Here is a 26,315-nt window from a genome sequence, read left to right as displayed (position 1 = left end):
TCTACCCTAAGTGTTCTGAGGTATCCGCTTCTACTGCTTCTAACAAACGATCTAATATGTCTGGGACTGCACTGGTGACCCTGTTCCAACTTGGAATAAAGGGGGTTTCCATGGGATTTTCCAAGAAGCTCTGTCCTGCTTTCATAATATTGCTGGCAAACATTTCGACCGCTTTTTCTTCATTATGCACATCATGTGTAAGACCATTCATAATGGCATCATTGTGATATGTTTCTATGAAGTCTAACGCAATTCTGAAGTAGGTCGCTTTAACCGAACGGAACATTTCGTTACTGAATGAGAATCCTTGTGTGGCCAGTTTTCGAAAGATCGCTTTGGTGATGTCAATTGACATTTTCGATAATCCACCTTGATCATTATTCAGCGACAAATCCTGATGTTTATGATCGTACACGTCGGCGATATCTGCCTGACACAAGCGGTTGTGCGCATAGTTGCGGTGCATTTCAGATAACACCCCAATTTCTAGTCCCCAGTCACTAGGGATACGGATATCGCTTAAAACGTCGCGTCGAAATGAGAATTCGCCTGCCAGTGGATAACGGAAGCTATCCATGTACTCTAAATACTCGTTATCCCCAATGATACGTTTCAATGCTCTTAACAAAGGGGTCACCAGCAAGCGGGAAACGCGGCCATTAATTTTACCGTTGGCCACCCTTGCATAATAGCCCTTGCAAAACTCGTAATTAAACATGGGATTTGCCACTGGATAAATAAGGCGAGCTAACAGGTCGCGATTATAGGTGACAATGTCGCAGTCATGTAACGCTACCGATTCAGCCCTATTCGAGGCTAATATATAGCCCATGCAGTACCAGACATTTCTGCCTTTTCCCAATTCTTTGGGGGCTAACCCTAAGTCAGCTAATTCTTTATCTAAAGCCTGTAAACGAGGCCCGTCGTTCCATAGCACCCGGTGATGCTGCGGTAGCGCAGAAAAAAACTCCAGCGCGTGCTTGTATTGCTCTTCGCTAGCTCTATCCAGTCCAATAACTATCTCTGACAAGTAGGGAACATTCGTTAATTCATCCACGATGAGGGGCAGCGCTTCGCCTTCCAGTTCTGAAAAAAGAGAAGGCAGAATAAGGGCCATCGGCCGCTTTTGCGAAAACCTCAGTAAATCGGCTTCCATTTCTTCGGTGGGACGATTTGCCAGATTGTGAAGAGTAGTGACAATACCATTTTGATGAAAATCAGCCATTAGCGCTCCTGCTAGTTTTCTAATATCAGTTGATTTAGCATTTCACGCCAGCCTGCTGGGCCGGGGAGAGTGCTTGTGTAGACGTTATCTTCTTTATCCAGCACGGGTGGCTGGTGATGTTCAGATTTAATGCGCACGGCAATATCGGCAGCTTCCAGCATGGCGATATCATTTTTACCATCTCCCAGTGCAATTGCCTGGGTGGCCTCGCCAATTTGCCGTTGATATTCCTCCATAAACCAAGTCAGTGCGGTACCTTTATTACAGTCGCCAGAGATGTGAATAAAGCGTCCCCCTTCTAAAGGATTAGCGCCGCGCTCAGTCATTGCTTTGATAAATTCGCGTTTTCGCTCCTCAGAACCCTTCCATAAAACAGGCTCTCCGAACTGTCTTTGTGCGGCTTTGGCTGCAGATATTTCATTTAACCCGGTGGATTGCTGGATTTCGCTAATGTCCATATTGCTAAAATGATTGAATTCGCCGCCGAATTCGAGTTTCACAATGTCCAACTGTTTTAACCAATACCCTTTAGTGGAGATAAAAGTTTTGCACCAGTAGCCATCCTGCCAGGTGGTCCCCGCAGGTTTTTGTTCAAAAAAACCATGGGGTATGTAAATTGCTGCACCGTTTTCAATGATAAACGGACCATTTAAGCCAATAGTCAGTCGCAAATCGAGAAGCTCAGCAAAGGTTTTGCTGGTGGTAGGAATAACCGGGATCTTACGCTCCGCAAGTTTTTCCAGCGCGGGCTTGGCCGCTTCAAAACTATATGTGTCATGATCGAGTAAGGTGCCATCCATGTCCGTAAAAATAACCGTTTTCAATTGCATACCTTCTAATGATTGCCTGATGTTTTATTTATTGATTACGTTGGTAATTTTTCTATCAGCGTCCAACTCGAATACTAGGTTACATAGCGGCGGTAAAGCTTCAAAACTATGCTCCGTCAGGCGTTGATAATGCTGTACAAACCGCGCTATCTGTTTGTCTGTCATGATCGCGGTATTCTTTGTTGAAGTTTTGGCAGCAAGTTTGTGTTCTTGCTCACACCGCCATTTATACACATGCTCAAATGATGGCCCTTTGAGCATAATGTAATAATCTACTTTTTCGAACAACGGTTGATAATACTGTGTTAACTGAGCATTTACGAAACGGCGCCATATACCGTCCCGATCCTCTGTTTCTTCAAGTGCGTTAATGGGTTTTTCCAAATCCTGTTCCGTCTGCGGTGGTACACCCCAGCACCATCCTTCTACTATAACGATGTCAGGCGGTGTATTGATCACCGGCCATGCTTCTTTAGCGGCTGGGTTGTCAGTGGCCTTATTAAAGCGTGGCAAAGCAAGTTCACCGTTGATGCTTAACTGAGTAAATACTTCATTCATCAAGGCAATATCGTGCGTGCCTGGCACCCCCCGGGTTTTTAGCAAGGGATGAATGGTGTTAGCTAACGTGACTCGTTCATTTTGACGCAGATAGAAGTCGTCTAATGACATGCTTGCCACGTGTAAAGAGTAAGTGGCAGCGAAATACTCAGAAAGAAAGTCGGTCAAGGTGGATTTGCCGGACCCTTGACAACCATTAATACCAATAAAAAACGGACGGGCTGCACCGTTAAGCTGCAATACGATAGATTCAGCCAGAGGAACGAACCATTTTTGTGCAACCTCCCGATATCCGTCAGGAAGCTGGTGATGTAAAAGAAAACGATGTAAATCCATATGGCAACCTCTTGGTGATTCTGATGCACAAAATCAATACGTTAAGATTACAACATATGTGCCAATTGCGAAAATTTGAGTAAAAAGCATAAAAAGGAGTATTCGGCCAGATATCCTAGCTGACACTATTTTGTGATACACAACTATGAATAACTAATAGCAGAGTAAATTCTTATGAAACTGCACTTATCCGAACTCAACAGAACTCTTTATAAAGTTTTGCCAGCCAGATGCCAATCATCTCTTGCTCCGCGCTGACGATTGATGTGTATGTCGATTCGACAAGTTCAAGGATAATTTTAATATCGACAATTTCAAGCTCTTCAGCAACAGTGAGGGCATTCTTCAGCGAACGTTTTAAACCCTCGGCATAAAAAAATACTGAGAAGCGGGGGGGATTGACAACTATCGCCAAACCCACGTGGGTGCAGCGGTAGGCATACTTAAACGTTTAATGCCTAGACAATTGCATTCAAATTTTTGATGAGAGTGGTATTTGCGTCCATTGGTGCGGTTTTCCACTATGCGGTGATAAACTGCATGGATACAGGTAAAGCATTGTTATCGACATGCTTTTTTACGTACCTCTTAACTGCAGGTTGACTCAAGAGTATCCTGACTAGCCGCTATCAGATTCAAAATACTATTGTGAAATAAAAAGCAATTTGCAAAAATTTTAATCCCTTCGCTACCAAGTTAATTTCTGGTAGCGACTAACACTGCTCGTTTAGGGGCTGGAGCACCTTCAATTGTTTTCGATAGATCATCGGGGTCGAGGAAATCTTTAAGTGAATTATTTGTCATCCACTCAGTACTGCGTTGCTCATCTAAAGAAGTTGTATTGACATCAACCGCTTTGATATTTACAAAGCCTAGCCGGCTTAGCCACACTTTTAACGCATCAATGCTGGGCAGAAACCACACGTTACGCATCTGCGCATAGCGTTCTCCTGCCATCATTACCGTTTTTTCATCTCCCTCTACGACTAAGGTCTCGAGTACTAATTCACCACCTTTGCGAAGCTGCTGCTTTAACTGGCTTAGAAAGTTTATGGGATCTCTGCGATGATAAAGTACACCCATTGAAAAAACAGTATCGAAGGCATTCAGAGGTTGCATTTGCTCAATGCCTAATGGCAAAAAATGAATATGTTCGTTTTTTATGAATTGTTGGATGGCATGAAACTGAATCAGAAACAATTGGGTCGGATCGATTCCATAAACCCCCTTTGCCCCCGAACCTAACATTCGCCACATGTGATAGCCACTACCACAGCCTACGTCCAAAACGAAGCGATCTTTTAATGAAGAAATATGGGGCGACACGCGATCCCACTTCCAATCAGACCGCCACTCCGTGTCAATGTGGATATCATGAATAAAAAATGGGCCTTTACGCCACGGCATAAATTGTTTTAATAAGCCAGTAATTTGCTTTTGCTGATATTCAGTAATGTCTTCCGCCTTGCCGACACGTACACTGTCAGACAATTCGATGATACTGGGATGCGTTTGCGGTATCTTTTGCAGTAATTTGCACCACTTATAAAATTCGCCATGTAAATCGTTTCGTTGCCACTGCTCTATCTGTGCCGGCAGCGTTTGCAACCAGTGGGCGAGGGGGGTGTTCAGCAAACTCTGGTAACAGTCTGCGAACCAGACATCATATAAACGACTCATGAACGACTTTCTACCTTCAATTTTTTTTACTTAATTGCGACCAGGGAAGTGAAGTTATAGCACTTAAACCACATAACCACATCGGTAAAGCCCACGTTTAGCAAACGCTGTTCGTGATCCGCGAATGTATCCACTAACATGACTTTTTCCAAGGCTGCTCGTTTTTGGCTTATTTCTAATTCACTGTAACCATTATTGCGCTTGAATTGATGATGCAAATCAATGAGCAATTCGTTTCCCTCTTTCGAAGGGTGGCTTATTTTTTCTGAAAGTACCAAAACGCCACCTGGATTAAGTCCATCGTAGATTTTCTGTAATAACGCTTTTCTGTCAGCGGGGGGAATAAACTGCAGGGTAAAGTTCATTACCACCATTGACGCATTTTGAATCTCAATGTTTTGAATGTCGTCACACAGCACACGAATAGGATTGGGTAATGAAAATCCCGCAACAATTCGTTTGCAGCGTTCAGTCATGGCCTCTGAGTTGTCGACGGCGATGATTTCACAGGGGTGTAGGGAAGTAGCACGCGCAATGGATAAACTTGCCGCCCCTAAGGAAGAACCTAAATCATACACCCTTGAGTGGGTAGTGACATGGCGGCTGGCGATTTCACCGATGGTATGAATAATTGATTCGTAACCGGGAACCGACCGTTGAATCATATCAGGAAAGACATCTGCTACCGCTTCATCAAATGTGAAATCCTTTACTGACTGCATGGGTTTTGCGAAAATGTTGTCTGATTTTTGTGCCATGTTGCTCACCACTCATTGGAAGGGCGCTTATTCTACCTGCTCAGCGCAATTTGCCAAATATTTCGCATGGTTACGGGCGATTTTTTCAACAAATCTGACAAAATTCTTCACCTTCTACGCTATACGTATTACCCTTAATATAAATAAATATAGCTGGCTGTTTATGGAATGACTCAACTATTAATCGCAGATGACCATCCGCTGTTCAGGGAAGCGATGATGTCAGCGCTACAACCACACTTTCCTGATTCAAAAATGTATCAGGCTGACGATTTAGAAAGTATGCTGTCGGCACTGCATGAGCATCCGGACATCGAACTTATTCTACTCGATCTCACCATGCCAGGCTGCGCATATTTTAATGGTCTAATTACCCTGAGGGAAAAATTCCCTAAAATTCCGATTGCAGTAATTTCTGCCACTGAGGAAGTCGAAGTGGTTGCGTTGGTGATGGATTTAGGGGCGAGTGCCTTTATCCCTAAATCAGGCTCTATTGCCCAAGTTGCCGAAGCGATTTCGGCAATTAAAAATGGAGAAAAATGGTTGCCTGAGTCGATGACTGACGAAATCCGCCACGCAGATACCAGCTTAATCGATATTTTATACCGTTTCAGAAGCTTGACCGGTAAGCAAATTGAAGTTCTACAACATCTGCATGCAGGGTTGATGAATCGTCAAATTGCGGAAAAGATGAATGTAACGGAAGCCACGGTAAAAGCTCATATTAGCGCCGTATTACGTACTCTCGACATTAAAACACGAACGCAAGCGGTGCTTATCATGTCTAAATTACAATTGGTTTAATATGATTGATTACAGGTTGCCAGTAATTGACTTACACCGCCATCTCGATGGCAATATAAGACCGGCAACCATCTGGGACTTAGCTCAACAACACAATCTAACCATACCCGCGCAGAATGTTGCGCAAGTAGCGGATATCGCGCAAATCCATGATCGTACAAGCGACCTGCTGGCTTTTTTACAAAAGCTGGATTACGGCGTTTCGGTATTGGCCGACTTAGACGCCTGTTATCGTATTGCTTTTGAGAATTTACAAGATGCACATCACGAGTCACTGGATTATGTGGAATTGCGTTTCTCGCCTTACTACATGGCTCGCGCACATAAACTTCCAATTGAGGCTGTTGTAGAAGCAGTTATTGACGGCGTGCGCGAGGGCGAAAAGCAATTTGGGGTAAAAGCAAACCTGATTGGTATTTTAAGCCGAACATTTGGTGCAGAGGTGTGTAAGTTAGAGTTAGATGGGTTACTTGCCCATAAAAAGCATATCGTCGCGTTAGATTTAGCAGGTGATGAAGTAGGATTTCCCGCTCCCTTGTTTAGTGAGCATTTTAAGCAAGCCAGAGACGCTGGCTGGTCAATCACGGTGCATGCAGGGGAGGCAGCGGGTAGTGACAGTATCTGGAATGCAATAAAACTACTAGGTGCCCAGAGAATTGGACACGGCGTGGCAGCAATGGACGATCCGAAGCTTTTAGCTTATCTGGCTGAAAATAAAATAGGAATTGAAAGCTGCCCAACGTCTAATTACCAAACCACTACCATGGTGGATACGGCAAATCATCCGATGAAGGCGTTTTTTGAAAGGGACATTGCGGTAACTTTGAATACAGATGATCCGGGCGTTTCTGCCATTGATCTGGCACATGAGTATAAAGTTGCTTACGACGTCATTGGATTTAGCAAAACACAATTGGCACAAATACAACTCAATGCCGTGGAGCAAGCTTTTTTAAGTGATGAAGAAAAAGCCAAACTTAAACAGAAAAGTAAATAGATTACCCCTCGTTTAAGCGCTTATCCTTAGCTGCACATATCTTATCCGACATCTTACATTTGCAGTTTCGAAGAGTCGTCATTCCCATGGAAATGGGAACCTCCAAAACTGTTCTCGTAAATTCAAAAAAAGAGCTACTCAACATTACAATTGGACGAAACAGCGCTCCGCATTCGCGCAGATGACGTTATTTGAGGACCGCTTCACGCCCTGAGGGCTAACGAATTAACCTCCGCTACTGCCGCTAGGGAGACCCTCACCTTCGTGAGGGTGACAAATGGGAGGAGTGTGACGGATGGGTAGTTGGACAGACGGGGGGGTAACGGTCTGATTATGGTACTATTTCTGGCTGTGAGATTAGTTCGAAAACGTCTGACCTTAATTGTCAGATCAAGTCTAAGCTACTACAGCTTGTTCTGTTAACACCAAGCGACTTTGTCGTATCTTAATTACCAAGCGATTCTGCCGATCTTTTCACTGTATTTGTAATTTTTTGCTGTACTTTACATGGTTACTTGACTGATTACATGTTGTCGTGGACCTCTAGTTCATATGCTCTTTTTATTGCGCTGTAGGGTGATGTTCAAGCGTTGATAATTTGAACAATAAAAAAGGGCTGCAATAGCAGCCCTTTATGTCTTAAGGTCTTGTATGAAAATGGCTAGCTAGGCTACTTTGGTTTTGCGGTTCCCTTTTGCTTTAGGTTTTGTCGCCTGGTTGGCAATCAACTCTTCGTGTTCAAAGTCATCAACGTTGATGATTTTTAGGCGACCCGCCTCAGTTTTGCGTAACTGCTCTGCTTCATCTTCGTTTATCCAGCCCTTCTCCAACGCCTCATCTGCGAGTTTGTCTAACTGCGTAAAAGAAAGCTTTTCACCTTTTTGTTTACTGATCCTATCGAAAATAGGTTCGCTGGCTAAAATATCATCTAACGTTTGTTCTAACTCGCCAAAAGGATTACCTTCTTCTCGCGTGAGATACTGTCCTTCACCTAGACGGCTTCTCGCAGAACAGGGTTGTTGAAGCAACAGCGCTACTTTATGTTCGATATAGTCAGAAGGTTTACTGCAACGACGCCCGAAGGGCATCACAATGGCACGTAAAAAGAACGCTACAGGCTTACTGGGGAAATTAGCCAGAAAATCATCAATTGCTGTTTCAATATCGAATAATGTATTCATCATGGCCCAATGCATAAGCGATGCATCTTCATGTAAGCGTCCATCTTCGTCATAGCGTTTAAGTGTGGCACTGGCCAGGAATAACCCACTTAAAATGTCACCTAAGCGCGCAGACAGCCGTTCACGACGCTTCAATTCCCCACCTAATACACCCATAGATACGTCTGAGAGTAATGCGAGGTTGGCACTGTAGCCTTGTAGCAAGCGATAATATTGCGCTGTGCTATCTTTGAAGGGACTACTATGCAGGTATCCCCCAGTAAAGGAAAACCATTTACTGCGAACGAGATTGGAGAGGGTGAAGCCAATATGACCGAACACCGCTTTGTCGAATTCATCCAATCTTTCTTCTGGATCTTCTAAGTTGGCGGCGTGGATCTCTTTTAAAACCCACGGGTGACAACGCATTGCACCTTGGCCGAAAATCATCATATTCCGGGTGAGAATATTGGCACCCTCAACCGTGATCGAGATAGGGGCGCCCTGGTATCCGCGACCGAGGTAGTTGTTTGGACCAAGCATAATTCCCTTACCGCCGTGCACATCCATTGCGTCATTAACCACTTGCCGCATTTTTTCGGTAAGATGATATTTACTGATCGCCGAAATCACCGAGGGCTTTTCGCCCAATCCTATCCCTACTGTTGAAAAGCGAGTTACGCCATCCATTAAATAGGCATTACCTCCGATGCGCGCAAGCATCTCTTCCACGCCTTCCATATGCCCAACCGGAATGCGGAACTGACGACGAATACGAGCGTATGCGCCTGTCGCCAGCGCAAGTTGCTTTGCTCCCCCTGCCGCAGTTGAGGGCAATGTGATACAGCGGCCCACCGATAAGCACTCAACCAGCATTCGCCAGCCACGCCCCGCCATTTTTTGACCGCCAATAATGTAATCAAGTGGAACAAAAATGTTTTCGCCTTTGATGGGGCCGTTCTGGAATGGTACATTCAGTGGAAAGTGACGACGACCTATATCAAGCCCCTCTGTGTCGCGAGGGATCAGCGCACACGTGATACCCAGATCTTCTTCACTACCTAATAAACCATCAGGGTCCTGTAATTTAAAGGCTAACCCAATAAGGGTAGCGATAGGGGCTAGCGTGATATAACGTTTATTAAAGGTTAAGCGCATACCAATAATTTCTTCACCTTCCCACTGGCCCTTACAGATAATACCCACATCAGGTATTGCCCCTGCATCAGATCCAGCTTCAGGGCCGGTCAGGGCAAAACAGGGAATTTCTTCTCCTTTAGCTAGGCGAGGTAAATAATACTCTTGTTGTTCCTGGGTACCATAATGCTGCAACAATTCGCCGGGACCTAAAGAGTTAGGCACGCCTACGGTGCTGGATAACACAGCGCTGGTACCTGCTAATTTTTGTAGAACCCGCGACTGTGCAAAGGCGGAAAACTCCAGCCCACCATATTTTTTCTTAATGATCATGGCAAAAAACTTGTGCTCTTTAAGGTAAGCCCAAATTTCAGGAGATAAATCCGCATCTTTATGGTTGATTTGCCATTCATCTACCATTGAGCAAACATGGTCTACCGGACCATCCAGAAAAGCTTGCTCTTCCGCGGTCAGACGCCCTTTAGGAATGCTGTGAAGTTTATTCCAGTCAGGGTCACCGCTAAAAATTTCGCCATCCCACCAGACAGTACCGGCATCAATCGCTTCTTGTTCGGTACTGGACATTTCAGGCATGACTTTACGATAAAAGGCGAGCAGCTTACTGGAAATCAGTTGTTTACGAAGTGAAGGTACTAGCAATGGCACTGCAATGGCCAAAAATACAAGCCAGCCGAGCCAGTCAATTTCAGAGAATAAGGTACCAATGACCATGATCCCTGCTACAACGGCTGCAGCGGTAGTGAGGCTTGCGCGTTTATAACTTGCAATACTTAGCGCAACCAGAATAATTAAAAACCAGATGAATTCAGCCATTAGCATGTCTCCTTGATAAACGGCTCTCTAATTTCGTTAATGTTAACGAACATAGATTTTACTCAGACACGGTATATTCAGCGTGAAGTGAGGTCTGACCAGAATAGTTTAAACGTATAATCAAAGCGCTAAAAGATCAAGGTGAAATGAGCGAAATTGTGTACGAAATATCATTGAAGCCGAAGTAGTGTAAAGACGTTAAAATAGCCATCACATAGTTAAAAACAACTTTAACATAATGCTATCAGTTTGGGAGGTTCCCACCTGCGTGGGAATGACTAGGATGGGGTAGGCCCGTACATCATCCTCCGCATCTACCCGTTGCCCTCTGCAACCACCTCGTCATCCTCCGCGAAGGCGGAGGATCTCTTTCCTTCCAGGGCAAAGTTAAAAGCAACTTTCACCTAATGATATCAGTTGAGAAGATTCCCACCTACGTGAGAACGACTATGTGATGGTTCTTACAGTTGGTTCTTACAGATGGTTCTTACAGTTGGGGAAATTCCCACCTGCGTGGGATTAACTATGTTGGAAAACGCCGGCCTGTTTTTGACTGACACAATGGGCTCGAGAAAAAGAGAAATTAGAAATAGCGTGCTGAGGTAGATTTACGTTCAGATTTATCCGTAGCGGATTTCAGAGTTCAGTCTATTAGCTGGAGTAGCCCTTACGTGTATAGCTGATAACGTAACACCTGGCTAAGGTAAACGCTTATAGCGAACGAGTTGGATATCGCCTTGTTCATCATCATCCTTAAATTGTTGCAGTCTGACCAGGTTATAATCAAGTTCAGGAGCGAACCAGGCATAGGTTTCACGAGAACTGGACTGCCTGACAATTTCAACTTTGATGGTATCAAGCTCTCGATAGGGTAACGAGAGCCTTTCGTTACCTACAACGTCAATCTGATAGCTTTTAATTTCACCGCGATAGTTAATAAAATCATATTTTAGTGACTTCTGACCAGCGGCTAATTGCCGGGGGATGTCTATTCGGTAGAGTTGATTGTCTAATTCTTGCTGCCAATCAAGCACTGTGCTTTCGTTAACCAAAATTTGCCGTTTGGGGGTAGATTCAAATTTGAGTTTCAACTTCTTATCTGCGCCCGTGCCACTACGGCTGTAATAATATTGGAGAGGTATAAACTCACCATTTTTAAAGGTGAAAATCGAATGCTCATACCGTTTGTCAGATAAAAAGAATTTAGATACGTCAGAAGAATAAGTGAGGGAGTACTGGTTTTTAGATAATTTCTCCAGCTTTAATTCCGCTTTGCCAATATCGTCGTCCCATTTATAGGCTCTATACTCAGCTTGAAACGGGCGAAGAGGCTGGGTGGAGGCAATAGTTGGGAAGGCTAAAATCACTGAAATTAACGTGCAGATGACGGCATATTCTAATGTTTTTAGCGAACACATTTTAGTCACTGGCATAGCCTGTTTGAGGAAGACGTTGATGATCCATTATGGCTTCATTTTCACGCATTACCAACCTGCCTTTACAAAACCATTGCAGCACGAGGGGGTAAATTTGGCGTTCTTGCTCTTGCACTCGCGCAGCGAGTTCTTCTTCAGTATCTTCGATAAATACTGGCACCCGGCTTTGTATAACCACTGGACCGCCGTCTAGCTCGGGAGTCACAAAATGAACACTTACGCCGTGCTCCTGATCGCCATTTTCAAGTGCCTGGCGGTGGGTATGCAAACCTTTATATTTAGGCAGCAAAGACGGATGTATATTGAACATTTTGCCAGCATAATGATTCACGAAATCGTCTGTTAAAATTCTCATGAAGCCAGCCAGTGCGATGCAATCCGGCTTATATTTATCGATTAATTTCATCAGCGCTTTGTCGTAGCTATCGCGATCAGGAAATGCGGTATGTTCAAGACAATGCGCAGGAATATCAGCCGCTTCAGCTCTGACTAAACCGTAGGCATCACGGCGATTGGAAATAACGCAGGCAATTTTTGCTTCCAGTTTTCCGGTGGCAATGGCATCAATCATCGCTTGCAGGTTGGAACCATTGCCAGAAATCAATACACAAATCGAAGGAACTGCTGATGTCATTTAGTTAATCTCAACTGCCTTGTCAGAATCTTTTTCATCAATATGGCCAATGACCCAGGCTTGTTCACCCTGTGCTTGTAAAATTGAGACCGTTTGCTCCGCATCTGCTTCGTCTACCACCACAACTAAGCCAACACCACAGTTAAAGGTGCGGTACATTTCGTGGCGTTCAACATTACCCTTGCGCTGTAACCAGTTGAAAATGGCCGGCCATTGCCAGCTACTTTGGTCGATAACCGCTTTACAGTTATCTGGAAGCACTCTTGGAATATTTTCCCAAAACCCACCGCCAGTGATGTGACTGATGGCGAGTACATTAATTTGTTCGAGCAGCGCTAAAACCGATTTTACGTAAATTTTGGTCGGGGCGAGTAAATGATCTTTAAGAGGTTTGCCATCGAATTCCGCTGAGATATCTGCCTCTGTGACATCAATAATCTTTCGTATTAATGAAAATCCATTGGAATGAGGGCCTGACGAACCCAGGGCGATAATCTTTTGCCCGGCTTTGACCTGACTACCATCTATCACTTTATCGGCTTCAACCACACCTGTACAAAATCCTGCGATATCATAATCGCTGCCATGATACATGCCGGGCATCTCAGCCGTTTCGCCCCCAATCAAAGCGCAACCTGCCAGCTCGCAGCCTTTGCCGATACCCGCAACCACCTGCGTGGCTACTTCCACGTCTAATTTGCCCGTGGCGTAATAATCTAGAAAATATAAAGGCTCTGCACCCAGCACGATTAAATCGTTGACGCACATGGCGACAAGGTCTATGCCTACACCGTCGTGCACTCCAGCATCCATTGCCAAACGAAGTTTAGTACCCACACCATCTGTGCCGGAAACCAGCAATGGACGCTTATATTTTGCAGGAATTTCGCATAACGCGCCAAAACCGCCCAGACCGCCTTTGACCTCCGGACGATGCGTACGTTTGGTCACTTCTTTGATACGCTCGACAAGTTGATTCCCAGCATCAATATCTACGCCAGCATCTTTATAGCTAAGTGGGGTGGTTTTATCGCTCACAATATCGCCCTGGTTCGGTAGTGGTAAGAAAAACGCGAATTCTATCAGGTAGTGAGGGTAAGTCCAATCTTGTTACGCCATTTTTCGGGCAAGCCATTCGCGATAAATTATGCTTTAGCAGGTGAAAAACTTTTCCAAATAGCACACAATAACGGCTCATTTTTTTGAATTCAGTTTTACGTAAAGGTTGTCACGCATTTGGTTTCTTTTTTTATTCGGTACTCATTCGTAATCGCAGTGACTTGCATGGTGGCGTTTGTTTTCTTCTCCAACGCTAACGCAAGCGTCACCATTCAAGCCAATATTGCTAAAGTTCCTGTCCCTGATCAGTCTCGCAAAACTCAGCAGTCAGCAGAAAAACAAGCACTACAACAGGCACTGGTAAAAATGAGCGGACGTACGGATATTCTGAAGTTACCTTCGGTTAAGCAGTGGTTATCTAACCCGCAACGTTTTTTACGGTCCTATCAGTATGAATCTCATCAAAACCAGTTGTTGTTTGTGGCTGAGTTTGATTATCAGGCATTACTTCAGCGCCTGCACAATGAAGGTTTACCCGTTTGGGGAAATCGACGCCCTGAATCCCTACTATGGTTAGCCATAGAGGATGAGCGAGGCCAACGCTACATTGTTGACGAAGCGCAGCTTTCAGCACTAACCCGCAGTATTCGCCAACAAGCGGTTGAGCGCGGCGTGCCCTTAAGTTTGCCACTGATGGATCTGGCCGATAATGATGCCATTTCGGTTTATGATGTGTGGGGAAGATTTGCCAGTTCATTAAGCCAGGCTTCACGACGCTATGGCGCCGATTATGTGATCGGCGCGCGTATTTATGCGACCACGGGTGATAACACTGGCTCGACAGATTCAGTAGCAGAGGGGAAGTTTGCGGCTGACTGGGTTTTTATAGGGCGCACTGAGTCAGAGTTTGGTTCATTGCATGGAGGCTCAGTTGAAGAGTTGGCCTCATCAATTATAGATGCTCTGGCTGATCACCTGAGCCAGCAGTTTTCAGTTACCGCTGACGCCGGAGATGGCCCAGCCAATGTGGTGCAAATATCTATAGCCAATATTAACTCCTTACAAAAATATGTGCATGCGCAGCGCTATCTGGAAAGTTTGAGCGTGGTCCGTAAAGCAGCGTTGTCCCAACAAAAAGGTTCGGTTGCCACGTTCAACGTAGAACTGGTAGCCACAGTGGATGATTTGATTAAAAATCTCTCGCTGCAATCTCGGCTCTTGCCGGTGAATGACACGTTTGGACAACCCCTGGAAGGATTAAATTTTTATTGGGATGAATAGCAAAAACTCAACGCAGGCGGTTCAGCTTCCACTGCCTGTAAGCTTACCTGTAGATGAGACCTTCTCCAGTTTTGTGGCCGGCGAAAATCGTCAACTAGTTGATCTATTGAGCAAGTTGGCGAATGCATCAGGGGAAAATGGCAGACAGCTGCTAAGTTTGCTCTCCGGACAAAACTTACCGTTGATTAACATCGTGGGCGGTCCGGGCAGGGGAAAGAGTCACTTGCTGTTTTCACTCTGTCATGAACTTGCTCAGCGCAAATCTTCACATATTTATTTAAATCTTAATGACTATAAGCAATTACACCCTCAAGTGCTTGAAGGACTTGAGCAGGTAAGCCTTATCTGTCTTGATAATATGCATGCTGTAGCTGGCATCCGGGAGTGGGAAGTAGGCCTGTTCGATTTAATTAACCGGGTTAGCGAAAGCCACCTTACCACCCTTGTATGCACCTCAGAATTTGGTCCTTCACATCCTGATTTTGCGTTACCCGATCTTCGGTCTCGATTGGGGTGGGGTATAACATTCCAAGTACAGCCATTGACTGAAGAAGAGCGCAAAACGGTTATTCGGCTTCGCGCTAAACAAAGAGGTTTGAAGTTATCCGAAGCCGCGCTGGATTATCTGCTCAATAGAAGTGACAGAGATTTACCTTCGCTACTCAGAGTACTTGATGTACTTGATGAAAGGTCTTTACAGGAAAAAAGACGCCTGACATTAACGTTGGTCAGGCAGGTGATGGAAAGTGAAGGCTAATCCACCTAGTGAATTAGCCCTTTCTTTGTAACCTAGATTATTTAGGCTGACCTTCCAATACGGGCAGTGGAAGAGCGGGCAGAATTTCTGGTCGCTCAGCTGCCATCACTTTTTGTAAACGTAGAAGAGAAATCGATTCTAGGGATTCTACTGCTTCTCCCTTCAGCACTACCGTGTCATACCAGTCTTCACCAACAGGTAGCAGTTGCGGCTCGGGCAACGTGGTTTGAATGGCATCGACATCCAAATCTGGCAGTATACGATTCACCACGTATTTTGCGCGTTGCTGAACGTTGGCGTGATTGATTCGATTTCGTTGGCCCCAGGTGAGAATATACTCTTCATTTTCGAACGTTTCGGCGGTGAATACGCCCACATCAGATGATGCTTGTATGCGATATAGCATCATAAACTGTTCGAAAAGGGTGGCATAATCTTCCCGGGTGGTGAAATACGAATAGAAGGAAGAAGCGCCGTCATCCTGAAAGAAGGTTGCCACATCCTCAGCAGTATAGGCTTTTTGTTGTGGGGTCGCTTTTTCCCCACCAAAATTAACCTGTGCTAACTCATGCAGCTCAACCGACGTTAGCGGCAATGCTGTCGCTAACCCATCAGATTTGGGTGCATTGTCTTCGAACCAATCAAGGGGGGTGGTGGACAATGGAATTTGGGACCAACTGGCATAGTTGAAGAAGTCATTAGCATGACCCAGCTCATGGTATAACAGCCAATCTACCGCCTGCTGCACACCAAGCAGGGTGCGCGTATTCCGTAATTCAGGCGCTAAGCCTGGTTGTGGGTAATAATATTCGCCATCTTTTACATAGCGCCAGGTGGTACGATAAGCAAGCTCATTGCCGAAATTACTGCGATAATCCGGCTCGGTATTCAAAGTATCTCGTTGTGCTGGGGTGCGCCAAAAGTTTCTTGCATCCAGATAGATGGCACCCGTGACTACCCAATAAAAAGAGGGCCGAATATCATAGGATATCACTACGGCGGTCACGCCGCGCAACAAAGATAGCATGTCTTCCCCTGCCGGAGCATTCTCTAAATATGCTTTTAACGCATCTCCCATCCAAGGGTGCGAAACATAAGTTCTATCGAGAACGTCGGCGACAGTAGGTGACTCAGTTTGTTGCCCTATTAACGGAAGTGTTTCAAACTCACACGGGTAGGTGATTCTATTATTGTAAACGCACTCATCCAACGCATCCGCATAAGGGCTGTTTTTGCGATAGGCCTGCATATGACTGGAGACGAACATTTCACTTCGGGTAAAAAAAGCGTCCTCAATGATTTCCATATTTTTTACCAGTATCTGCGTTTCATCTGATGCCTCTGAGCCATCATCAAAATGCAAGGTAGCGCGGTAAGTAATAACTACATCGTTATTAACTCGAGGGGCATCGAAATATATATTATGTTTGGGCTCATCGTTGTCATCAAAAACCACATCAACCGCCGCGGGCCCGCTGACTTGTTGCCAGCTGACAGATTCAACCGTTTTTGAGGACGTATTATCAACGCGTAAGGATACTCTACCACCCTCTGCAGCTTGATGGCCCACTCTCAATACTGCCTCTGGGGTATCGCCGTCCAAGACTGTTAAAGCGTACTCTGTGCTAATCGAACTCCCGGAGGCTGTTCTTGCAGTGACCGTAAAAACATAGTCGCCCGCAGAAGGTGCATCAAAACCAAGCACTTGGGTATGGGCGGTCAATAGTTTAAGATTGTCCTGATCTACCTTCCAGTTTACCGCTGATAATGCGGTATTGTTGTCTGCGGTAACCACAAGATCAACAGAGTCCCCCGACACAACTTCACTTGGGCCAGAGATGATCAATACAGGGTTATTAGCAGGGGGCGTGGTGCCAGGTGAATCACTTCCCCCGGAACCGCCACAGCCGGCGACTAATACCACACTTATGTATAATAACCAACGCATCACTACTGTACTCCTTTAAACCGTTCGCGCTCTTCCTGCATTTCTACTTTAAGTTTTTTTATTCCTAAGTTTAACTCTCTTCCCCTTTTTCGCGCAAAAAAACTACAACCTATGAACATACACGAACTAAGTAAGATTTCTATTATCCCATAAATACGTAGTGTTGGTTCGGCATAGCTAATGGTAAAACCATGAAGTAAATAAAACATCACGATAAAGTTTGCCCAGGCGTGAGTGTAGGGTTTGCCCTGTATAAGTCCTTTAAACGGAAGTAATAATGGAAGTATGTAGAAGAGGAAAATAAATAAAGCGGAATAAGGTGTTTCTTCTACTATTATAAAGTGCCAGCTGGCTACCAGTAGAAGTAAACCACCATAAGAAATTAATGCTAAATAACGATAAAACGAGGTAGAAAGATTCATACAGCATTCACTACATTATCAATAGAGTTTTTTGGCTAATTCAGCCAGTCGTTTACCTTGCGCGTAACTTAGCGTTCGCTCATGTTCTGATAATTCACTGTTATTATCAAAAGCCACATGAGACACACCGTAGGGCGAACCACCCGTTCTCGTTTCGTGAAGCGCTGGTTCAGAGTAAGGTACACCGCAATATACCATGCCATGATGCAGAAGCGGTAGCATCATACTGAGCAGGGTTGATTCTTGCCCACCATGCATACTGTTAGTAGAGGTAAATACGCAGCACGGTTTATTGATCATTGCTCCTTTTAGCCAACTTTGACTGGTGCTATCCAAAAAGTGTTTCAAGGGCGCAGCCATGTTACCAAAGCGAGTAGGGCTACCCAAAGCGAGGCCGCTGCAACGCTCAAAATCTCTGATGGAGACTTCAGGAGGCATGCCACTTTGATCGACCGGCTCAGCATCTTGCGTTAACGATGGTACGGTTCTAACCAATACAGGCATATCTGCACTTTCAATGCCTTGAACGATCGCCTCCGCGAGCTTTTTTGTGCTGCCGTAGCGACTGTAATACAGCACTAAAATAGGATTCATTATAATATTTCCAACACAGATTCTGGAGGCCGGCCGATGCGCGCCTGATCTCCTTTAATTACGATTGGCCGTTCTATCAATTTAGGGTAGGTAACCATAGCATTAAAAAGGTCGTCTTCAGAAGAATGGGTGGTGCTCAAGTCTGCTTGCGCAAATTCTGCTTCTTTTGTGCGCATCATTTTTATTACTGCGTCGACATTTAACTTCTTATAAAGCTGTTGTAATTCCTTTTTATCAAGGGGATTTTTCAAATACTCGACTACTTCCGCATCAATCCCTCTCTCTTCTAACAAGGTAAGCGTTTGGCGGCTTTTTGAACAGCGGGGGTTATGTAGAATTTTAACAGTAGACATAATGTTCTTTTTTATGATGATATGAATGGCGACACTATTGCGATTTTGTAAACATTTATCAAGAGGTAATCCAAAACAATGAAGCAATCGTTAAGCCGTACTTCAGGACAGAAGAGGGTCTTTTTTACCTGTGCTTTTTTGATTGGAGTGGCAAGTCTCGCTTTAGGAGTGTTTACTGCCACTCAGGTAAATGCCGATTTTAAAACCGTTGATGGCAAAGAATATCGTTGGCAGCATTTAGAAGGAAAATGGGTGGTACTAAACTATTTCGCTAAGTGGTGCGCACCTTGTCTACGAGAATTACCAGAATTAAATCGCTTCGCTGATTCTGTTGATGAAGATGTTAAATTATTTGGGGTGAACTATGACCCGATGCCTACCCCTGAGATTCAGGCGCTGATTCGAGAATTCAAGATTCAGTTCCCGGTTATTCCCAATGAGGTCGATAACAAACTGCCCACTCAGACCCCAGGCTATCTACCCGCAACATTTATTATTGCCCCAAATGGGGACGTTGCCGCTACCTTATTCGGTGAACAAACTGAAAAGGGGCTTCATCAAAAAATTCAAGCGCTAAAATCACAATCGCTTTAAGCGCTCTTCTTCTTCCCGTAGCTGTTTAATTCTTGCGCGAATTTTTTGTTTTTCTAGATGATTTTCTTTGGCAAAGTTATAAGCGTGCTGAAGTTCATCCACTGCACGCGAATAAGCACCATAAAGCGCGAACGTCTCCGCTTTACTTTGATGCATGTCTTTTAATTGACGGGATTGCTTGTACGCCTCAGTTAACAATTGATAAGGTAATTGATGCTGATTATTTACCAATAAGAAGTCTTTTAGTATCGCTATTGCGTTTTGGTATTGTCCTGCTTCAATCATTGCGTTAGCTTGATTTAACGCTAACACCTGGTTTCTGGGCGTACGCGCCAGATGCGGAGCTAATCGCTCAATGGCTTCTGCGAACTGGTCTTTTGCCAAAGAAATGTCGGTGGCTAAATCGAGATAAAACAGATTTTCCGGACGTTGTTGCAATAAAACTGATAGTGTTTCTTCTGCTTTGTCATATTTTTCGGCTCTCAGGTAGGCGAGCGCCAAACCGTATTGAGCAGCCTGATTAACCTTAAACGTATTTTTTTCCACTGCCGCTTTAAAGTAATCCAACGCATAATCCGCTTCAAATACGTAGCGTGCCATTACACGTGCCCTGGCCAGATGAAAAGACAGGCTTTCTGGCACGTGCGTTTGGGGATAACTGCTCGCTCGTGCCCGGGCATCAGCTATACGTGTTTCAGTAAGAGGGTGTGAAAGTAAGCGTGCAGGGGGTCTGGATACCAACCGATATTCTTCAGCCAGGGTTGAGAAGAATGATGCTGCGCCTTCAGGATCAAAGTTCGCCCGTGACAGCATGGCAATTCCGATGCGGTCTGCCTCTTGTTCGTTAGAACGCGTATAATCAATCTGCATCTGAGCAGATGCGGCCTGGCCCGTTTGCATTACTGCCATCCCCGCTTGCGGATTTGCCATGGCAACGAGGATACCCCCGAGCATTGAAGCTATTGCAATGGGAGTAGAGCGCTGCTGCGACTGGATACGTCTGGCTAGATGTCGCTGAGTGACGTGAGCGACTTCGTGCGCTAGTACAGACGCCAACTCGCTTTCAGATTTTGATTTGAATATCAGGCCGGTGTGTACACCAATATGGCCTCCAAAAAAAGCAAACGCATTCAGCGCGTTATTATTGACCCAAAAAAACTTGAATGGGAATTTCACATTCTCCGCCTGGGCGACTAAACGGTTCCCTAAATCCTGTAAATATTCATCGAGTAGCGGATCGGCGATAACAGGGGATTGCGCTCGCATTTGGCGCATCACCGCATCGCCAATAATCAATTCTTTATCGAGGGGGAGCGCATCGGATGCCACCACGCCAATTTCGGGAAGAGTATTTTTATTATTAAACGTGCCATCCTGAGCCACAGCGGCAAGCGTCAGACCGAGGGTTAGTAATCCAGAAAATCGTAAAGTTCGCGCGAATAATCTCATTGATCCTGCCAAATTTGAGCACTGCAATTGCGTTTATGGTGCGTTAGAGTCTTTAATTGTCAGATGGTTTCACAATTCGTCCTGCAGGGAGGGCAGATCAACGCAGCACTCACCTTCAAGTTAATTACCGTATTAATATACGTTTACCACAACACATTGTATTAAATAGTCATCTTATCCTAATTTTTAAACGTACATTAAGTAAATTCCAATCTTAAGCTGTAAGAGATTGTGATAAGAATAGAAATAATTCTATTGCTAGCCCTACGTCATTTACCTATTATGCCAAACCTTAAAGCGAAGTCGTTTTAGCGGGAATATTTATGCTAAGTGTTTTTGGTCGCTGGTATCGTCGAAAGTTTTCCGATCCCGACGCCGCGATGTTACTCATCTTAATCCTTTTGTCCACCGCGGTGATCGTATTCTGGGGAGGGCTTATCATGCCTGTTCTGGTCGCGGCGGGCATTGCTTATCTGCTGGATTGGCCGGTAAATCGTTTAATGCGGATTGGGGTGGGAAGAGCCATTGCCTGTGCTATCGTACTTTCCCTGTTTATTGGTGTGACGGTACTTATCCTCATCGGTCTTATGCCCATAATCTCTAAACAAAGTGTAAATTTAATCCAAGAAACGCCCCTCATTTGGCAACGTGCCCAAGACTGGCTAATAACGCTTCCGCAAAAGTACCCAGATTACGTTCAGGTATACCAGATCCACAATATGATGGAGGGGCTTAATGACAAGCTTGTTGAGTTTGGTGAACAGTTATTATCGGCGTCATTTAGTTCAATAGGTAACTTAGCGGCACTGTTGGTGTATCTGATACTCGTGCCGTTAATGGTGTTCTTTATGTTGAAAGACAAGGCGTTTTTTCTTCAGAGCATATCTCGTTTGCTGCCGCAGGAGCGCCGGCTGATTACCCAGGTGGGTCACGAAATGAATGCGCAAATCGCCAATTACATACGTGGTAAAGTGATTGAAATAGTGATAGTTGGGGCTGTTTCGTGTATCACGTTTGTGCTTATGGATCTGCGCTATGCGATGTTGTTAGGTGTACTAGTGGGGCTCTCGGTACTTATTCCTTATATAGGCGCTGCGGTTGTAACCATTCCGGTGGCAGTAGTTGCTATGTTCCAGTGGGGAATTAGCCCCGAATTCTGGTACCTAATGGCAGCCTATGGAATCATCCAGGCTTTAGATGGGAATGTTCTCGTGCCCATCTTATTTTCAGAAGCAGTAAGTTTGCACCCTCTGTACATTATTATTGCGGTCTTGTTCTTTGGAGGACTGTGGGGCTTCTGGGGGGTATTTTTTGCTATACCCCTAGCGACATTGGTAAAGGCAGTCATCACGGCGTGGTCTAGTAATCCCAGTCCAAGTAAAGCCAATGCGGTTTAATCTATCTTGACCCATGTTGTGTTAACAACATGGGCACGGGCCGTTTGGCTTTTGTTTAGCTTAAATAATCCAATACCACTTGATGATGTTCTTTGGTCTTGAATTTATCAAACACCTTCTCGATTTCGCCGTTTTCGTTGATTAAAAAACTGATACGATGTATTCCATCATATTCTTTCCCCATAAACTTCTTTTGTCCCCACACGCCGAATTTTTCTGCGACGGCATGATCTTCGTCTGATAATAAAGTGAAGTTAAGGTTTTCTTTTTCGATAAATTTCGGCAAGCGTTTAACCGGGTCGGGGCTTATCCCTAAAATCACTACATTTTTAGCTTCTAGTTCTGTTTTACTATCGCGAAGGTTTTGGGCTTGGACTGTGCAGCCAGGGGTCATTGCTTTTGGGTAAAAGTAAACTAAGACCTTGCTGGATTTAATGTTGTCTAACGAGACTAAATTGCCGTTATGATCTGGTAAAGTGAATGATGGTGCTTTATCACCAGCTTGTAGAGTTTTCATTTTCTTCCTTTTTTTGTTTATCTGTAACCTTGCCCGTTACATTCAACTTTTCAAAGAGGGCATTCAACGCCACTTCCAATTCATTGAAGTTTACCGAATTGGGCGCATTGACGACAAATTTACAGCGCATGGTTTCTTGCTGAGTGGCACTATCGCGAAACGTTCGCTGTCTGAATGCACTAATTGATGCGTTTCGTTCAGCAAAAAAACCGGTCACCGCCTGAACTAAACCCGCGGCATCAGCTCCACTAAACTCAACATTAAAAAGATGCTCAAGATTTTGTTTTTCATGATGGCTTGTACGCTTCATCAGAGAGAGTAAATCAAGGCGCTGACAAACTGATGGCAAAGTACATTCAGCCTTGGTGATGGCGGTATGAGACCCTTCCAGTATCATGGTAAGAGAAAACTCCTTGCCATATATAGCTTGCCTGCTATCCAAAATATTACATTGTACCTCAGAGACAGTTGACGCAATCTGACTCAATATTCCACTTTTGTCAGTACCGAGAATTGTCACTATCAATTGCTGCTTCATGAAAACTTTTCCAGTCTTGAGAGGAGCAAATGGTAGCACAGAGTTTTTTCTTATGACCACATGCAAACTGAAATGTGAAAAAAAAGATTGTTTTTTACGTTTGAGGGGGATAGATCGCTTGTTTTTACTAGTTTAGATAATTACCATGTGGCCTTCTCAACAATGAGGTTTCTAATGTTTAAAGGCAGCTATGTCGCACTTATTACGCCAATGAATGATCAAGGCAGGGTAGACTATCCGGCTTTAGAAAACTTAATTAAATTTCATATCGACAGCGGCACGCATGGAATTGTAGCGGCAGGAACGACGGGAGAATCGGCGACCTTACCTTTTGAAGAACACATTGAAGTCGTCAAACAGACCGTTGCGATGGTAAATGGCGCCTTACCCGTCCTTGCAGGAAGCGGTGCCAACTCTACTGCAGAAGCAATATACTTGAGCGAACAAATGGCACATCTGGGGGTTGATGGCTTCCTGAGTGTGGTACCTTATTATAATAAGCCTCAACAGGCTGGTATGGTGGCCCATTTTAATGCAATAGCTGACGCGACAGATATCCCGCTTTTATTATACAATGTGCCAGGCAGAACGGTGGCCGATATGTTGTCTGAAACAGTTGCAGAGCTGGCGCAACATAAGAATATTGTCGGTCTAAAAGACGCGACAGGTGATATAAGCAGATTAAAAGTTACCCAAGCACTGGTACCGGAAGACTTTGTTTTGTTAAGTGGCGATGATGCCACAAGTTGCGAATTTCTCTGTCAGGGTGGACATGGTGTTATCTCGGTAACAGCCAATATTTTACCTGCCATTATGGCTCAAATATGCAATGCGGCGCTAGCGGGTAACTTTACTAAATGTAGAGAGTTGGATGAACAGATCCACGCATTCCATCATGCGTTATTTGTCGAGTCTAATCCAGTTATGCCAAAGTGGGCGCTATACAAGATGGGCAAAATTAATTCTGCTCATTTACGTCTGCCATTGGTATTACCGGAACTAAAAAGTAAAAAACAAATCGAAGCCTTACTTGATAAACATGCACTCATTGCAGGTAATAAAGGACAATAAATGAAAATATTTCTGGCTTTAGTAAGTGGCGCAGTAGTAACACTTACGGGTTGTGCAAGCCAGCTGGAGCGTACCACCGCTTCTGGCAGTTACGATTATCTAGAGGCTCAGGAACGTGCGTCTCTAAAAGTTCCTGATGACGTTGATAACCCAGAGTTTTCCAGAGACTATGAGCTTCCTTCATTAGGAGAAAATGCTGACCCTGATTTGCTTGGTAAAAAGTTATCGGTGCAGTCTCCTGCGTTGGTACTGCCGTTAGTCACAGGTTCACATGTCCAGGAGGGGCAAACTGCGGCCACAGTGTGGTTTGATCAGGTTGATGATAGCCAACCGTTGGATCGTGCGATCTGGAATTCATTACTAAGTTTTCTTGAACAGCAGGGGATAGGCGTTGACTCTTTTGACCCGGAAGCGGGGAAGTTGCTGACCGACTGGATGGTTATCACCAAGGAAGTGGATAGCAAATGGTATAAGTGGACGTCTACTGAAAGTCAAATAGGAAAGCGTTTTGAATTCTCGTTAGACAAAAAATCCCACGGACGCACGGCGGCACTCCATGTTGAATTAAAAGATTACATGGCCACCACCAAAGGCGATGTGGTGGCATCGTTGGACGATGCACAGCAACGCCGTGAAGAAGTTGATATTCTAAACCAGGTAATTAACCATTATGAATATCAGGTACAACTTGAAGACAGCCGCAAATTAACCAAAATCCGTCAAGGATTACAAATGTCGATGGGTTTTGACGCAGACGGTAATCCTGCCTTCGTGGTGGATGAAAAATATGATATTACCTGGCCAAGATTGCTTCTAGTTTTGCGTAAATTAGGCTTCAACGTCAAAGACCTTGATAAATCGACTGGCTTGTTGTTCGTTTCTTATGTAGGGGATGATTCCAGCTGGTTTTCTGACTGGTTTAGCAGTGATGATGACTTGCTGGAAGAAGACGATTATCGCTTAGTAGTAAAAAAGGCTGGTGAAAAAACTTCAGTCACCTTCATGGACGATGAAAGTAAACCTTTTGAAGCAAATATGATTGCTGACATTTTTGAACCTTTTAAAAAGGTAATGTCAGAAGAAAATTTAGACATTTAATTTGAGACGTATAATGGAAAAGCGCGACGAACTTTATCGTGGTAAAGCAAAAACTGTTTATTTAACTGATGCAGAAGATAAATTAATTTTGCATTTTAGGAATGACACTTCAGCATTTGATGGGCAAAAAATTGAACAGTTAGAGCGTAAGGGTGAAGTGAATAACAAATTCAATCACTTTATTATGTCGAAGCTTGAACAAGCGGGCATCAAAACGCAAGTTGAAGAGTTGCTTTCGGATACCGAATCGTTAGTTAAAAAGCTGGATATGATCCCGGTGGAGTGCGTGGTAAGAAATGTTGCTGCCGGCTCGTTAGTCAAACGATTAGGTGTGGAAGAAGGGGGGGAGCTTAACCCACCGGTTTTCGAATTCTTCTTAAAAAATGATGCATTGCACGATCCCATGGTTAACGATTACCACATTATTTCGTTTGGTTGGGCAACAGAGACGCAAATAGCGAAGATGAAAGAGTTAACTTTTGAAGTTAATTCGGTGTTGAAAACCCTTTTCGCTGATGCGGGTATGATACTGGTAGACTATAAACTAGAGTTTGGTGTGGATAGAGAAGGTAACATAGTGTTAGGCGACGAGTTTACGCCGGATGGTTGTCGCTTATGGGATGCTGAAACGAAAAATAAAATGGATAAAGACAGATTCAGGCAAGGATTAGGAAGCGTTGTTGAAACCTATATCGAAGTGGCAAATCGACTCGGGGTTGAACTGTAAAACACGATTTGAAAACACCCGCATTAAGCGGGTGTTTTGCTTTGCATCTTCCCAAAGTCAGTTAAATTTGCTTTACTGGGTATATTGATCTTCATCTATAGATTAGATGATTATGCTTTCT

Annotated in this window: 26 protein-coding genes; 9 read left to right on the top strand and 17 right to left on the bottom strand. The window is 44.4% G+C overall.

The genetic code is table 11. The features are described from left to right. Nucleotide 1: 1 nt before the first annotated feature. From OPS25_RS06495 to cmoA, 6 genes are all read right to left on the bottom strand, one after another. Nucleotides 2-1,225 (bottom strand): glycosyltransferase family protein, encoded by a 1,224-nt coding sequence (locus OPS25_RS06495; RefSeq protein ID WP_265616835.1) that lies wholly within the window; start codon nt 1,223-1,225, stop codon nt 2-4. A gap of 11 nt (nt 1,226-1,236) precedes the next feature. Further along, on the bottom strand, nt 1,237-2,055 hold the full coding sequence (locus OPS25_RS06490; RefSeq protein WP_265616834.1) for an HAD-IIB family hydrolase: 819 nt from the start codon (nt 2,053-2,055) through the stop codon (nt 1,237-1,239). A gap of 24 nt (nt 2,056-2,079) precedes the next feature. Further along, nucleotides 2,080-2,949: a kinase gene (locus OPS25_RS06485; RefSeq protein WP_265616833.1), complete on the bottom strand. Its 870-nt coding sequence runs from the start codon at nt 2,947-2,949 to the stop codon at nt 2,080-2,082. A gap of 196 nt (nt 2,950-3,145) precedes the next feature. Next, the gene (locus OPS25_RS06480) at nt 3,146-3,364 is read right to left on the bottom strand and encodes a hypothetical protein (RefSeq protein WP_265616832.1); all 219 of its coding nucleotides are present in this window, start codon (nt 3,362-3,364) and stop codon (nt 3,146-3,148) included. Between the two features lie 281 nt (nt 3,365-3,645). Continuing rightward, nucleotides 3,646-4,629: a tRNA 5-methoxyuridine(34)/uridine 5-oxyacetic acid(34) synthase CmoB gene (gene cmoB / locus OPS25_RS06475; protein WP_265616831.1), complete on the bottom strand. Its 984-nt coding sequence runs from the start codon at nt 4,627-4,629 to the stop codon at nt 3,646-3,648. Between the two features lie 26 nt (nt 4,630-4,655). Beyond that, nucleotides 4,656-5,387, bottom strand: coding sequence for a carboxy-S-adenosyl-L-methionine synthase CmoA (gene cmoA, locus OPS25_RS06470; RefSeq protein ID WP_265616830.1), 732 nt, complete (start codon nt 5,385-5,387; stop codon nt 4,656-4,658). Nucleotides 5,388-5,555: 168 nt separating this feature from the next. Between cmoA and OPS25_RS06465 the strand changes: the two genes are divergently transcribed. Both OPS25_RS06465 and add read left to right on the top strand, forming a co-directional pair. Further along, a complete protein-coding gene (locus tag OPS25_RS06465) occupies nt 5,556-6,191 on the top strand; it encodes a response regulator transcription factor (RefSeq protein WP_265616829.1) in 636 nt (211 codons plus the stop codon). A gap of 1 nt (nt 6,192) precedes the next feature. Next, a complete protein-coding gene (gene add / locus OPS25_RS06460) occupies nt 6,193-7,188 on the top strand; it encodes an adenosine deaminase (protein WP_265616828.1) in 996 nt (331 codons plus the stop codon). Between the two features lie 665 nt (nt 7,189-7,853). Here the strand turns inward: add and fadE are convergent. The 4 genes from fadE to purM form a co-directional block, all read right to left on the bottom strand. Further along, complete coding sequence (fadE, locus tag OPS25_RS06455; protein ID WP_265616827.1) at nt 7,854-10,319, bottom strand: acyl-CoA dehydrogenase FadE; 2,466 nt, start codon at nt 10,317-10,319, stop codon at nt 7,854-7,856. A gap of 698 nt (nt 10,320-11,017) precedes the next feature. After that, a complete protein-coding gene (locus OPS25_RS06450) occupies nt 11,018-11,752 on the bottom strand; it encodes a DUF3108 domain-containing protein (protein WP_265616826.1) in 735 nt (244 codons plus the stop codon). Continuing rightward, a complete protein-coding gene (gene purN, locus OPS25_RS06445; RefSeq protein ID WP_265616825.1) occupies nt 11,739-12,389 on the bottom strand; it encodes a phosphoribosylglycinamide formyltransferase in 651 nt (216 codons plus the stop codon). Before purN ends, OPS25_RS06450 begins: the two co-directional genes overlap by 14 nt. Next, a complete protein-coding gene (gene purM / locus OPS25_RS06440; protein ID WP_265616824.1) occupies nt 12,390-13,427 on the bottom strand; it encodes a phosphoribosylformylglycinamidine cyclo-ligase in 1,038 nt (345 codons plus the stop codon). Nucleotides 13,428-13,673: 246 nt separating this feature from the next. Between purM and OPS25_RS06435 the strand changes: the two genes are divergently transcribed. Both OPS25_RS06435 and hda read left to right on the top strand, forming a co-directional pair. Then, a complete protein-coding gene (locus OPS25_RS06435) occupies nt 13,674-14,729 on the top strand; it encodes a DUF2066 domain-containing protein (protein WP_265616823.1) in 1,056 nt (351 codons plus the stop codon). Then, nucleotides 14,722-15,486: a DnaA regulatory inactivator Hda gene (hda, locus tag OPS25_RS06430; protein WP_265616822.1), complete on the top strand. Its 765-nt coding sequence runs from the start codon at nt 14,722-14,724 to the stop codon at nt 15,484-15,486. The genes OPS25_RS06435 and hda overlap by 8 nt, the downstream gene beginning before the upstream one ends. A gap of 37 nt (nt 15,487-15,523) precedes the next feature. On the opposite strand, the gene OPS25_RS06425 is transcribed toward hda, so the two are convergent. The 4 genes from OPS25_RS06425 to arsC are packed head-to-tail and all read right to left on the bottom strand — an operon-like array spanning nt 15,524 to nt 18,803. Then, on the bottom strand, nt 15,524-17,434 hold the full coding sequence (locus tag OPS25_RS06425; protein WP_265616821.1) for a hypothetical protein: 1,911 nt from the start codon (nt 17,432-17,434) through the stop codon (nt 15,524-15,526). A gap of 2 nt (nt 17,435-17,436) precedes the next feature. Then, nucleotides 17,437-17,856, bottom strand: a complete 420-nt coding sequence (locus OPS25_RS06420; RefSeq protein ID WP_265616820.1) for a DUF2069 domain-containing protein — start codon at nt 17,854-17,856, stop codon at nt 17,437-17,439. 18 nt (nt 17,857-17,874) lie between these two features. Beyond that, entirely contained in the window at nt 17,875-18,450 is a 576-nt protein-coding gene (gene wrbA, locus OPS25_RS06415; RefSeq protein ID WP_265616819.1) for an NAD(P)H:quinone oxidoreductase, read from the bottom strand. Then, nucleotides 18,450-18,803, bottom strand: coding sequence for an arsenate reductase (glutaredoxin) (arsC, locus tag OPS25_RS06410; RefSeq protein ID WP_265616818.1), 354 nt, complete (start codon nt 18,801-18,803; stop codon nt 18,450-18,452). The genes wrbA and arsC overlap by 1 nt, the downstream gene beginning before the upstream one ends. A gap of 78 nt (nt 18,804-18,881) precedes the next feature. On the opposite strand from arsC, the gene OPS25_RS06405 reads away from it, so the two are divergent. After that, nucleotides 18,882-19,397: a TlpA family protein disulfide reductase gene (locus tag OPS25_RS06405; protein WP_265616817.1), complete on the top strand. Its 516-nt coding sequence runs from the start codon at nt 18,882-18,884 to the stop codon at nt 19,395-19,397. Here the strand turns inward: OPS25_RS06405 and bepA are convergent. Beyond that, nucleotides 19,383-20,846 (bottom strand): beta-barrel assembly-enhancing protease, encoded by a 1,464-nt coding sequence (gene bepA / locus OPS25_RS06400; protein ID WP_265616816.1) that lies wholly within the window; start codon nt 20,844-20,846, stop codon nt 19,383-19,385. The two genes, OPS25_RS06405 and bepA, sit on opposite strands and share 15 nt — an antisense overlap. A 323-nt stretch (nt 20,847-21,169) precedes the next feature. Here bepA and OPS25_RS06395 point away from each other — a divergent pair, with 323 nt between their 5' ends. Next, nucleotides 21,170-22,243 (top strand): AI-2E family transporter, encoded by a 1,074-nt coding sequence (locus OPS25_RS06395; protein ID WP_265616815.1) that lies wholly within the window; start codon nt 21,170-21,172, stop codon nt 22,241-22,243. A 55-nt stretch (nt 22,244-22,298) separates the two neighbouring features. Here the strand turns inward: OPS25_RS06395 and bcp are convergent, their stop codons facing one another. Both bcp and OPS25_RS06385 read right to left on the bottom strand, forming a co-directional pair. Then, nucleotides 22,299-22,760 (bottom strand): thioredoxin-dependent thiol peroxidase, encoded by a 462-nt coding sequence (bcp, locus tag OPS25_RS06390; protein ID WP_265616814.1) that lies wholly within the window; start codon nt 22,758-22,760, stop codon nt 22,299-22,301. Beyond that, nucleotides 22,738-23,298: a glycine cleavage system protein R gene (locus tag OPS25_RS06385; RefSeq protein WP_265616813.1), complete on the bottom strand. Its 561-nt coding sequence runs from the start codon at nt 23,296-23,298 to the stop codon at nt 22,738-22,740. The genes bcp and OPS25_RS06385 overlap by 23 nt, the downstream gene beginning before the upstream one ends. 174 nt (nt 23,299-23,472) lie before the next feature. On the opposite strand from OPS25_RS06385, the gene dapA reads away from it, so the two are divergent. From dapA to purC, 3 genes are read left to right on the top strand one after another with little or no spacing between them, the layout of a single operon-like run. After that, entirely contained in the window at nt 23,473-24,369 is an 897-nt protein-coding gene (gene dapA / locus OPS25_RS06380; RefSeq protein WP_265616812.1) for a 4-hydroxy-tetrahydrodipicolinate synthase, read from the top strand. Next, complete coding sequence (gene bamC / locus OPS25_RS06375; protein ID WP_265616811.1) at nt 24,370-25,467, top strand: outer membrane protein assembly factor BamC; 1,098 nt, start codon at nt 24,370-24,372, stop codon at nt 25,465-25,467. A gap of 13 nt (nt 25,468-25,480) precedes the next feature. After that, nucleotides 25,481-26,194, top strand: a complete 714-nt coding sequence (gene purC, locus OPS25_RS06370; protein WP_265616810.1) for a phosphoribosylaminoimidazolesuccinocarboxamide synthase — start codon at nt 25,481-25,483, stop codon at nt 26,192-26,194. The last annotated feature ends 121 nt before the right edge of the window (nt 26,195-26,315 follow it).

It is taken from the genome of Alteromonas aquimaris (genome assembly GCF_026183695.1).
Taxonomy (GTDB): Bacteria; Pseudomonadota; Gammaproteobacteria; order Enterobacterales; family Alteromonadaceae; genus Alteromonas; species Alteromonas aquimaris.
Note: the sequence above shows the minus strand (reverse complement) of the source record. Positions and strands in the feature narration are given on the sequence as shown.